The 12,217-nt window shown below is 62.3% G+C and carries 4 protein-coding genes; 2 read left to right on the plus strand and 2 right to left on the minus strand.

Annotated elements, in window-relative coordinates; all coding sequences use genetic code 11:
• Window positions 1-163: 163 nt before the first annotated feature.
• Both ACMCNM_RS11580 and dkgB read right to left on the minus strand, forming a co-directional pair.
• On the minus strand, window positions 164-1,345 hold the full coding sequence (locus ACMCNM_RS11580) for an MFS transporter (RefSeq protein ID WP_027593887.1): 1,182 nt from the start codon (window positions 1,343-1,345) through the stop codon (window positions 164-166).
• A 149-nt stretch (window positions 1,346-1,494) separates the two neighbouring features.
• A complete protein-coding gene (dkgB, locus tag ACMCNM_RS11585; protein ID WP_412764372.1) occupies window positions 1,495-2,298 on the minus strand; it encodes a 2,5-didehydrogluconate reductase DkgB in 804 nt (267 codons plus the stop codon).
• A 288-nt stretch (window positions 2,299-2,586) separates the two neighbouring features.
• Between dkgB and ACMCNM_RS11590 the strand changes: the two genes are divergently transcribed.
• Both ACMCNM_RS11590 and ACMCNM_RS11595 read left to right on the plus strand, forming a co-directional pair.
• A complete protein-coding gene (locus ACMCNM_RS11590) occupies window positions 2,587-8,031 on the plus strand; it encodes a dermonecrotic toxin domain-containing protein (RefSeq protein WP_412764373.1) in 5,445 nt (1,814 codons plus the stop codon).
• A 63-nt stretch (window positions 8,032-8,094) separates the two neighbouring features.
• Entirely contained in the window at window positions 8,095-12,144 is a 4,050-nt protein-coding gene (locus ACMCNM_RS11595; RefSeq protein ID WP_412764374.1) for a dermonecrotic toxin domain-containing protein, read from the plus strand.
• The last annotated feature ends 73 nt before the right edge of the window (window positions 12,145-12,217 follow it).

Consider the following 12,217-nt stretch of genomic DNA (forward strand, 5'->3'; position numbering starts at 1 on the left):
GTTCCGGCCTCTTCGCGGGCAAGTCGGACCGCCGCACCGCCGGACCGCCGCTCCCACCCGAACTGTGTAGCCTCCAAGTCTAGCGCCGCACCTGTGGGAGCCGGCTCCCACGGGGCCCTGCTAAATCAATGAAACATCCTCTCTAGGGGAGGTTCTCAGGCGTTCAGGCTGCGCCGTCCAACGCTGTGCCCGTCGCCTTCGCGCGCCCGCCGAGCCATACCAAAAGCAGCCCCGCAGCCGCCAGCAGCCCACCAGCCATCGGTACCGCCGCGTAGCCCAGGTTCAGGCTGATCACCCCACCTCCCAGCGCAGCGCCCACGGCATTGCCAAGGTTGAACGCGCCGACGTTGATCGAAGAGGCCAGCCCTGGGGCCTCGGCGGCGGCGGTCATGACTCGCATCTGCAGTGGCGGCACCACGGCGAAGGTGAACACACCCCACACCAGCAGCGCGAGGGCGGCGCCCAGGTGGCTGCCCAGCACCAGTGGCATCAGCAGCATGATCACCGCCAACGCACCCAGGAAGATCCGTGCCGCGCCATCCAGTGACCAATCGGCCAGTCGTCCGCCGAGGCTGTTGCCCAAGGTGAAGCCCACGCCGATCAGGACCAGCCCGAGGGTGACGAAGCTGTCCGAGGCACCGGTCAGTTCGGCCAGTACCGGCGCCACGTAGGTGTACAGGGTGAACATGGCGCCGGCACCCAGCACGGTGGTGGCCATGGCCAGCAGCACGCTGGGGCGGGCAATCACGGCCAGTTCCTTGCGCACATGGGGCACGCTGCCGCGTTCGCCCTTGGGCAGGGCGTACCACAGCGCGGCCATGGCCAGCAGGCCGAGTACCGCCGTGCCGGCAAACGCCATGCGCCAGCCGACCTGCTGGCCGACCCAAGTGGCGGCAGGCACGCCGCCGATGTTGGCGATGGTCAGGCCCATGAACATGGTCGCCACGGCGCTGGCCTGTTTGTCTTTGGGCACCACGCTGGCAGCAACCACGGCGCCCAGGCCGAAGAAGGCCCCGTGGTTGAGGCTGGTGACCAGTCGGGAGGCCAGCAGCGTGTAGTAGTCCGGCGAAAGTGCCGACAACAGGTTGCCCAGGGTGAAGATGGCCATCAGCGACATCAGCGCGGCGCGCTTGCCGAAGCGGCTGAACAGCAAGGTCATGATCGGTGCGCCGACCATCACGCCGATGGCGTAGGCGGTGATCAGCATGCCCGCGCTGGGGATGCTTGCATCGACGCCTTGGGCGATCACGGGCAACAGGCCCATGGGGGTGAATTCGGTGGTGCCGATGCCGAAAGCGCCGATGGCCAGGGCGAACAGGACCCGTTTGGGAGAAAGCGTGCTCATCGAGCGCTCCGGATGGGATGAAGGGGGGGGGTAGGAGCAGCCTTGTGCTGCGAAGAGGCCCGTAAACACAGCGAAGATTCATGCTGTGTTCACCGGCCTCTTCGCAGCACAAGGCTGCTCCTACAGTGCAAGCTGCAGCGGCGGGGTGATCAGTCCCAGGCTGGCGCCAGGCTATCTGGGCTGACTTCACGCCCGTTGCGTTCGAGCGTGGCGATGCGCGCCATGTCGTCGGCGTCCAGGCGCAGTTCGCGGGCGAGCAGGTTGCTGGCCAGGTTTTCGCGTTTGGTCGACGACGGGATCACCGCATAGCCCAATTGCAGGGCCCAGGCCAGGGCCACTTGCGCGACGGTGGCTTTGTGCTTGGCAGCGATCTCAGCCAGCACTGGGTCTTTCAGGACCTTGCCATAGGCCAGGGTCATGTAGGAGGTGACGGTGATGCCCTGATCCTGCAGGAACGCGGCCAGCTTGGCATTTTGCAGGTAAGGGCTGAGCTCGATCTGGTTGGTGACGATTTCGCCCTCGCCAACCACCGCAATGGCCTGCTGGGTCAGGTCGATGTTGAAGTTGGACACACCGATCTGGCGGGTCAGGCCCTGCGCCTTGGCCTCAGCCAGGGCTGCCATGTACTCGGGCAGCTCGACGCCATTGCCCGGTGCCGGCCAGTGGATCAGCAACAGGTCGACATGGTCGGTGCGCAGCTTGGTCAGGCTCTCGCGCAGGCTGGGGACCAGCTTGTCGGCGGCGTAGTTGTCGACCCAGATCTTGGTGGTGATGAACAGCTCGCTGCGCGGCACGCCGCTTTCGGCGATGGCTTGGCCCACCTCGGCTTCGTTCTTGTAGATCTGTGCGGTGTCGATGACGCGGTAGCCCAGCGCCAGGGCCGACTTGACCGAGTCGATGACGGCCTGGCCGGTGAGGCGGAAGGTGCCCAGGCCGAAAGAGGGAATGCTCATGATCTTGCTCCTGATGAGGCTACGTGAACCGAACGGTGCTTGCGTTGGTTGTTCAGGTGAGGGAGCAGTGTGCGGCTTCTCCAGAAGGTGATAAAGCCGTCGTCACTCCAAAGTACTTTGCGTCTGGAGCAAGAATTGGCGCTTGTGGATAAACGCACCGAGAGGTAATGACGCTGCGATGCGCGCTCTGCGCAATCGCTTTTCAATGGCAAGCAGGTAGTCATCTACCACCGCCGCCTGCCGCGCAGCTGATGTGATCGAGCCCCAATTCAAGTGGAGCGCTCGATCATGCCGATGGCAACCCATAGCGACGACCTGCTGGACGAGTTGATCGCCAGCCGCCTTCCCAACTGGCTGGCCAGTGCCACACCGGAGCGTCTGAGGGCACTGAACCTGTGCCTGAGCCAGCAAATGGACGTTCAGCAGCAGCTACAGGGTCTTTACCAAGGGACTACTGGGCTCGATGATTTTGCCGCCCCCTTGTTGCAGCAGGCCCTGCACGACCAGCAGTTGCAGCTGGACGTGAGCAAGGCGCAGATTCAGTTGAAAGTCGTGCTCCCTGCACCCTTGGCAAAACTGCTGGGCAAGCCGCAAGTGCGGTTTTTCAAGCATTCGTTGCTTGAGGCCGCACTGCACAACTTCAGTGCGGGTGAGGCAGCTTCTCAGGACGGCGCGACATTGCTCGATGAAAACGCCAGCCCGCTTGCGTTTGCGCCCGTGGCATTCGCTGAGCTTTGTCGCACGCTCGATGTGGGCAAGCAGTACCAGGACTACCTCAAGGCCCGCTATCAAGCCCCGTTAGAGGAGGGGCGCCGTGTTAACCGAATAGTCGAAGAGGGCCACCGGGCAGCGTTGGAGGCGGCAGTGCGGCTGTCGGCCTTGAAGGGGGAGATCAATGAGCGAGGCTATCAGCTGTTTCTACCGCTCATGTCATCTGTGCCCTCCGAGGGCAGTGATTCAGCGGTGTTGATCCCCAAGGCCCTGCGGCTGCTCGGCAAGCAGATTCGTGGGGCCATGGCCTTCGAAGTGCGGCAAGGCGGGCGGGCAACTGCCCCCCTGGAGGGCGTAATTTGCTGGATCCCAGGTGACGAGCAGGGGGCACTTACCTGGTATGGCAACTGGGACACGTTGTTCAGTAGCCTGGGTGAGCTGTTCCGGCTACCCGGCTATGAGCCGTTTTTCCAGCGGTTCATTGGCCAGCGCGACCGAATGGCATTCACCCAGGCGTTGAGCAAAGCAAAAGCAGCGCGTGCTGCCCACCTGCCTGCCAAACTCGACGGCCGTTATGAAGCTATCGAGCTGCCGCTGTTCGAGCACATGCGTAAGGTGCAGCTCGACACGCTGCTCGATGATGCCAGGGTCTTGGCGGTACCCACGGCAGATCAGGACAGCAACGAGCGCAACGCGCGCCTGCACTTCTACCTTGATGCAGGCTTGTCCGTGCTTGGGCTAGCGAGCCTGTTCGTGCCTTGGTTGGGCTTGCCCTTGCTGGCCATTGCGGCGGTCGAGGTGGTCTCGGGGGTGTACGAGGGCTATGTCGATTGGCAACTGGGTGACCGGCAGGGAGCGCTGGAGCACCTGTTGGGCGTTGCCGAAAATATCGCCTTGGTTGGGGTAGGGGTAGGCGTCGGCGTGATTGCTGGGCGTGTGCTCAAAAGCGCCGGCCTGGTGCGCCGGTTGGTGCCCGTGCGGTTGACTGAGGGGCAGGTAAGCCTGGTACACCCCGAACTGCCGGGTTACGAAGTGCTGGACGACACGTTGGCGGTGGGTGAGCGAGGCGGCGAGGCAGGGCAAGAGCGACTTCGCACCCACACTGGCACCTACAGGGTCGCTGAGGATCCGTTGACACGGCAGCTGTGCATCTTGCACCCCACGCGCCTGCACGCCTACGCGCCGTTGCTGGAGCACAATGGTGCCGGCGGCTGGCGCCATGCGCTTGAAGCTGTGCAACAGTGGCAGGATGCAGCGCAGATGTTCAGGCGTTTGGGTAGCGCGTTGAGTGATGTATCCGATGCCACGGCAAACGATGTGCTGCACATCACCGGTTTTGATCAAGCACGCATGCGCCGTCTGCATGCGCAGAATGCGCCAGCCCCCGCACAACTGCTCGATGCCCTGCAACGCTACCAACTGCATCAACGTGAGCCAGGGCTGCATGGCGCAGCATTCGAGCAAAGGTGGCAGGCGGAGCAGCCTTTGGCGTCCCCGGAGGCACGTATGCTTCGGGGGGCTTTCCCTGGGCTAAGCGTGCGGGGTGCGCAGGAGATCGTCGCCAATGCCGAGCCAAGCCTGGTGCAGCGCATGGTCACTCAGCGGAAGGTGCCCATGGCGCTGGCTGGCACTGCCCGCTGGTACCTGCGCGATGCGCGAGTGGACCGCGCCTGCGCGGGCTTGTGGCAAGCATCGGCTATTAACGCCGATACCGAGCGGTTGGCCCTTGGGCTGATCGAAGGCTGGGCGCCTTGGCCTGAGGGCGAAAGGGTGGAGATACGCCATGCGACTCAAGAGGGTGAGTTGATCGCCTGGGCAGGGGCGAATAAAGCAGGTCAGGCTCGTATCATTGTCCGAGATAGCGACCGCTACCAAGCTTACGCCAACGATGGGACACAGCTGACCAACGGTGTACAGGGTGAGAGCCTGTTCGAAGCGTTGCTGAAACAGTTGGATACGGGGCAGCGAAGTGTGCTGGGCCAGGCTGGGCAATCGGCCGCACAGTTGACTGATGGCCTGAGGCAACGCGCAAACGCTCGCCATGGCCAGGCTGCACAATTGATTGGCCTGACGCCACCGCCATCGAGCTTGAGGCCACTTATGCGACTTAGCGGCGGGCGCTTGGGGTATCCGTTGAGTGGCAACCCGGGTGTCCGTCTGCCAGAAGAGCACCCTTTGCTGGTGATCGACGAAGCGCAGGTTCGGCCCCTTCTCGAAGGCCTACGACGGCTGTTCCCGGCCCGTGAAGAAACTACCCTGCGCCAGTACGCGCAAGCTATTGCCAGCTCGCCAAGGCGCGATGTCTGGAATCATTATGCTGACTTGGCCCGGCAGGTCAGTACGTTGCGCACCCGCCTGGATACCTGGAGCCTGGCGGGGGATGCGGCGCAACGCGCTGCAGGTGCGGACCGTGGTGTGCGACTGCATTGGAGTGCGTCGCGAGCGATTATGGCGCAAGAGATTCTGCAGGCTTGGCATCCACAATTGCCAGGTGAAACGCCAACCTTCCAACTTGATCTTGACGGCGCGCTGACCGGCGGGGTGCCACCGTTCCCGCACACCGTTGGCTGGGGCCGGCTTAGCGGCTTGACCTTGCGCAACATCAGCGCAACGGAGCTGCCGCCCTTCACTGCGCAACACTTTGCCGGACTACGTAGTTTGAGATTGATTAATACGGCCTTGGAGGCACTGCCTCAGTGGCTGTTAAACCTTGAGCACCTCACCCACGTGAGCTTGCGAAGCAACCGCTTGACGGCACTGCCGGCTCAACTTTCGCGCATGGCGCGTTTGTCGAGTCTGGACTTGGGGCACAATCGTTTGACGGCAATCCCGCAGGTGCTTGGGCAATTGGGCGAACTGCGTACCTTGAATCTGGAAAGCAACGGTATCGTCATCGATGCCCACAACAGTGCTCGTCTGGAAGGCATGCAACAGCTGGAGGTGCTGATACTCGACGGTAACCCGCTGGCGAGCATGCCTTCGTTGGTCAGAAGCATCGAGTTGAGACGGGTTACGCTGCGCAACACTCAACTGCAGGCGTTTCCAACCGAGCTGCTTGGCCAGCATCCGGGTATGAGCCTAGCGCTCGAGGGCAACCGGATCGTTGAGCTGGATGATGAGTCTTTGCGATTGATCGCTCGCGACAGGGCGCGTATCTGCCTTGATTACAACCCCTTGTCCCAGGCGTCTGTTCAGCGACTGGACGCCAATGATCGCTTGGAACCGGTGGATCCGTTTACACCTCAAGAGGGTGATCTGATAATTGCAGATGATCCTCAGCGCGTGCAGGCACTTCGCGCCATCTTGGTAAGGATTGGCAACCAGGTGACCAATGCCAGTGCGCGTCTGCCACAGCATGAGGTGCTGGCTGCACATCTCAATGTGCTTGAGCAGGCCACTACGTTGCGAGAAAGCCTGGAAGAGTGGTGCGGCGACGACCCTGGCCGGCTGGCCTTTGCACGTCGTCTGCTTGCAAGCTGGCTGCCGGAGGTGCCGGGAAGCGTATCGCCTCCACACGAGCGACATTTTTCGCTGCGCATTGACGGTGCGCAAATCGGCTCACTGCCGCAATTCCCAGACACGATAAGCTGGGGGCGGCTGCGATGGCTGCGGCTGGTAAATATCGATTTTTCCAGCGTCTCGCCCAACTATTTCAGCCGCTTCACTAATCTGATTCAGTTGCGGATCAACAACTGCCACCTCAGCGAAGTGCCGGCATGGGTCTGTGACCTGCGCAGGCTGGATGATCTGTCATTGTCCAACAACCAGTTGGTGTCGCTGCCTGAAGGCTTGGAGCGATTGACTGAACTGACGACCCTTTTTCTGAATGACAACCACCTCACCCAAGTGCCCGACGCCTTGCGCGGGCTTGGTCGGCTTCAGCAGTTGGGCCTGGCGAACAACCAGATTGTCGTGAATGTCGCGGGCGCCGCTCGGCTGAACGCATTGTCAGCGCTGAGGATGCTGGACCTGAACAATAACCCGCTCGGGAGCCTACCGACGCTACCGCAAAGCCCTTCACTGGAGAGAGTGGCCGTCGCCAATTGCCAACTGAACGAGTTCCCTTTGGCGCTTATGCGTGAGCACCCTAACGTGGCGCTCAGGCTCGATGGCAATCGCATCAGTGAGTTGAGTGAGGAAGCGGTCCGCTTGATCCGAGCGAACCCTCAGGGCGTCAATCTCCAGCTCAATCCACTGTCTGAAGTCAGCGCGCGTCGGTTGGCGGCTGTCCAGCCAGCGTTGGAACCCGCGCAACCGTCTCAGCCGGAACTACAGCCGGAACCACAGTTGCAAGCTCAGGCTGCACGTGCGCCGGAGCGGGTATTGGTGAGGGTGGCGAACCCGCAGGCTCAGCAACATGGCGTCGAAGCCTCGCGTAATCGGTGGCTGCAAGGCCTGCCCTCGCCACTTCAGCAGCAACGGCAAGCCCAATGGGCACGGCTCACGGCAGAGCCAGGTGTAGAAGATTGGTTGGCGTTCCTGGATGGTTTGAGTCGAACCGCAGATTTTCAACAGGATGTTGAAGCCATACAGGCGCGAGTGTGGAGCCTGATCGACGCCTGTGAATTGAATGAGCGTGTGCGAGGGGCCATTTTTGATGAAGCGCAACGAGACGGGATGGCCGAGAGCTATCTGGCCCAGCTCGATCGGCTTGAGTTCGCCCGGGTTCGCGCGCTGCGCACTGAAGGCCTGCAGGGTGATGATCTTGAGCGTGCCTATGTGCAGTTGGCTCGCGAACAGTTGTCCCTTGTACAAGAAGGCAGGCCTGAAGCACTTATCGAAGCGCTTGCAGCCAGCAGGTACTGGCAGAACTATCTCCAACAGCGTTTTGCTGAGCGGTTGGATTCGCGGCTCTCAGGTTTCCATGCGCGTTTGGATGCGTTGGATGCCATGGCAATCAGTCCAAATGACTTCATGCAACGCGCCGCAGTGCTGGCGGCCGAGCGTAACGCTGTGTTCCATGCGTTGATTCGTGAACTCACCGTTGAAGCGTGCATGCGTCATCCTGCGCAGGAGCGTTAAGTACCGCAGTGGTGAGGGGGAATGCTGGTTATCTCGGGCTTTGACCAACCAGAGAAGCCGCCAATGCCCTCACCACAGCCTCAACCCAACGCAGTGGATACCCTGATCGCCAGTCGCTTGCCGGCCTGGCTTGCCAGCGCATCCGAGGATCACTTGGGCAAACTGCGGGTTAGTCTTCAGCGCCAGCAACGCAGCCAGCACCGCTTGGCTGAGCTGTTTTCCCGTGTAACGCCACTGGACGCTTTTGCCAAGACATTGCTAGACCAGGCACTGAGTGATCGCCAGTTGCCAGCGCTGGAGGTGCGCCAGGTAACGTTTCGCACCACCACCACCGTACCGATTGCATCGGTGGGCCCTGGCGGGCTGGGTAAGTCGGTGAGCGAGATCGCTGAGGTGAGTTTGCTGACGGCCGCGCTGCACAATTTCAGCGAGCATGAGACACCGCCCTCTGGTGCTTTTCAAACCAGCGTCATCGTTGATGCGCAAGGTCAACCGCAGTCACTGAGCCCGCAGGCCTATGTAGCGCTTTGCCGAAGTGTGGACGTGGGAGGGCGCTACCAGCGCCACCTTGAATCAATTCTGTTGGGGCCGGGGGATAAGGGCAAGCAGGTGGAGACCCTGCTTGAAGACAGCGCGCGTGCCAACCTGGAGGCTGATGTACGTCTGGCTGTGCTCAAGGGCGAAATTGATGAGCGCCTGTACCTGCAGTTCCTCCCTGTGCTTTCAACGGTGGCCGTGGTGGACTCCGACACTACGCGCCTGTTGCCATTCGATCTGCGTGTGCTGGGCAAGCAGCTGCGCGGTGTGTTGGCTTTCGAAGCGCGGCGAGGGGGGCTGACGAGTGCGCCTCTGGAGGGTGTGGTGCTGTGGGTTCCCGATGACCCCCACGGTCCGCTGCAGCGTTTTGCGACGTGGGATGAGCTGTGGCTCGGCCTGGGCCGACGCTGCCAGGCGAAGGGCTACCCAGCCTTCATCCAGCGGTTCATCGGCGAGCGTGACCGCTGTGCCTTCAGCCGCACACTGCGTCGCTTGCTGCAGGCCAGAGCGGGCGCGCTGCCGGTTCAGCTAGACGGTCGTAGCCAAGCGATTGATCGGCCGTTGTTCCCGCATCTGCGAAAAGTCCGCCTCGATACGCTGCTGGACGATGCGCGTGTACTGGCCACGCCAACTGCCGAGGCGGACCAGGCTGAGCGGGAACGACGCATGGGCGACTATGCCAGCGCAGGGTTCGATCTCTTGGGGTTGGCCAGCCTGTTTGTCCCTGTTCTTGGCCTGCCGCTGTTGGGCATCGCTGCCTTGCAGATCGCTGACGAAGTCTATGAAGGTTATGCAGATTGGAAGCTAGGTGACCGTGAAGGGGCGTTGAACCACTTGTGGGGCGTTGCCGAAAACCTGGTTGCCGGCATTGCTGTGGCATCGATTGGGCTCGTGGCGGGACGATTGATCGAGCGTTCGGCGTACGTTGATGGGTTGGTGCCGGTGTTGAAGGCAAACGACGAGGTTCGCCTGATCGATGCCGAATTACCCGGCTACGCGGTGCCGCAGTTGGGGCTGGCCGTTGGCGAGCGTACACGTTTGGCCGGGCAGATACGGCTGCGCACCCATCTGGCGACCTACCAGGTAGTCGAAGATGCGCAAGGCACGGGCTTGCGTATTCAGCACCCCAGCAGACCGAACGCCTACTCGCCCTGGCTCGACAGCAACGGTGAGGGCGGTTGGCGTCATCAGCTGGAAACCCCGCAGCACTGGCAAGGGGCGACGCCGTTGATGCAGCGCTTGAACAGCGCGTGGGCCGCGCTCGACCCCCTGACGGCCGAGCATGTCATGCACACGACCGGATTTGATGAGGCGCGCCTGCGGCGTCTGCACCTTGAGCATGCACCAGCACCGGCGCGGCTGCATGATGCCTTGCAGCGCTACCAGTTGCATGCGCAGTACCCTGAATTGCACGGCGATGCGTTCGAGCTGCACTTGAGTGGCCTGCAGCGCCCCTTGGAGGCGGCAGAGCAGCTGTTGAAGCGTGACTTCCCCGGGCTTACCCCGCGCTGTGCGCGGGAGATCACCCAGCGCGTCGGGCCTGAAGAGGTGGAGCGCATGATCGGCACCCAGCGCGTGCCGCTTGCGCTGGCCAGCGAAGCGCGCTGGCTGTTGCGTGACAGTCGCCTGGACCGTGCCTGCGCAGGCTTCTATCAAGCGGCTGCGGTGAATGCGGACACCGAGCGGTTAGCATTGGGCCTGCTGGCTGATGCGGCGCCATGGGCACAAACTGTCCGGGTCGAGCTGCGCAACGACAGCCTGAGTGGGGACTTGCTCGCCCATATCGGTGCAGAAGGGGCCACTGACGTACGTTACGTCCTCAGGCGTGGCCAGGGTTACCAGGCGTTGCCTGCATTAGGCGGCGCGCTGCCCTTGGGCAGCGAAAATGACAGCCTGTTCCAGGCACTGTGGTGGCACCTCGATGAGGCGCAAAAGCAGGTGCTGGGCGAGGGGGACCTCACTGGCGAGCAGCTTGGGCATGCCTTGGCCGTGCGGGCCGCGGAGCAACGCGAGCGCGCGGCATCATTGCTAGGCATGGTGAAGAAAGCGGGTGTGATACGTCCGCCTGTGCGCTTGGGTGATGGTCGACTGGGCTACCCGCTGAGTGGCGGCGATGCCCTGCGCTTACCGCGCGGTCAGGTCCTGACCACCGCTGACATACAGGCTCGCCAGTCCATTCGTGCCGGGCTGCACCAGTTGTTTCCGCATCGCCCTGCTCAGGATGTGATGTGGCTGGCGCTGCAACTGTCGCAAAGGCCAGGGCGCACGGTCTGGGCAGCCTTCAGTGAACTGGCCAGGCAGGTCGAACGGCTCGACCTGAGCTTGCGTGCCTGGCGGGGGCAGGCCACAGCCGTGAATTACCATCGCCGTCAGCGCGTTGGGCAAATGATTCGCGAAGCCTGGGAGCCGCATTTCTATGGCCCTGGCGGGGTTGATGAGTTGATCGTACGGAACGAGCCTGTGGGCAACCTGCCCGTGCTGCCAGCAGATCTTCACTTTGGGCACCTGCACAGACTGTGCCTGAGCAATATCGGGCTGAGTGCGCTGGAGGGGGATTTCCTCGGCCGCTTCCCTCAGTTGCGAAGCTTGCAACTGAGTGGCAACCGATTGACTGAGGTGCCCGGGCTAGGCAGCCTGCATCGCTTGATCAGCCTGGATGCGCAGCACAACCGGTTGACCACCCTTGAGGGGGTGCAGCACCTGTCGTCGTTGACCCAACTGATCGTGAACGACAACGCGCTCACAGAGGTGCCCGGTTTGGCAACCCTGACCCGGCTCACGCGCCTGGACCTGCGGCGCAACCAGCTGGCCGCGCTTGACGGTGTGCAGGGCCTGACGCTGCTGACCCAACTGGACCTCAGTGACAACCTGCTGTCAGCACTTCCCGAGCACATTCACCGGTTGATCCGGCTGCAGTACCTTAACCTGAGCAACAACCAGTTCACGTTGCTGCCGGCAGGTATCGATCGCATGGTCGGTCTGACCCAGCTGGAGCTTTCCGGCAATCGCCTTAGCGAGCTGCCGGGCACATTGAGCGGGCTGAGTAGGCTGCTGCAGTTGAACCTGGCTGAGAACAGCATCAGCAGCGTACCTGCGGTGATTGGCAACATGCCTGGCTTGAGGGTCCTCAATTTGCGTGGCAACCAGCTAGATGCGATACCCGAGGGCCTGGAGCGGTTGCGGCAACTCACCGAGCTGTACCTGGCGGACAACCAGATCGTCATCGACGTGGCAGGCGGCCAACGCCTGGAAGCGTTCAGCGAACTGCGAACGTTGAGTTTGAAGGGCAACCCGATAGGCATGATTCCGCCACTGCGCAACCTCGACCACCTGCGCCATCTGTCGCTGCGCTCGACCGGCCTGAGTGAATTCCCCTTGGCGTTTCTGCAGCGTCATACACAGGTGTACGTCGACCTTGCCGACAACCTGATCGTCGAGCTGAGCGAGCGGGCATTGGGGTGGATGCGGCAACACCCCAACCGACTCAACCTGAACAACAACCCCCTGGATGAGCAGGACCTGGCGCGTTGGCGTGCTGCGTGGGCACAGTTTGACACGCTGAGCCAACGCGGCTGACGCCGCTGCGGGCGGGGTGCTTTGCATAGTTACCGCAAGCGCCTCGCTCTACCCTGATGCAATCGCAGCTCCG

The sequence above is a fragment of the Pseudomonas sp. NGC7 genome (genome assembly GCF_047159675.1).
GTDB classification, from domain to species: domain Bacteria; phylum Pseudomonadota; class Gammaproteobacteria; order Pseudomonadales; family Pseudomonadaceae; genus Aquipseudomonas; species Aquipseudomonas kermanshahensis.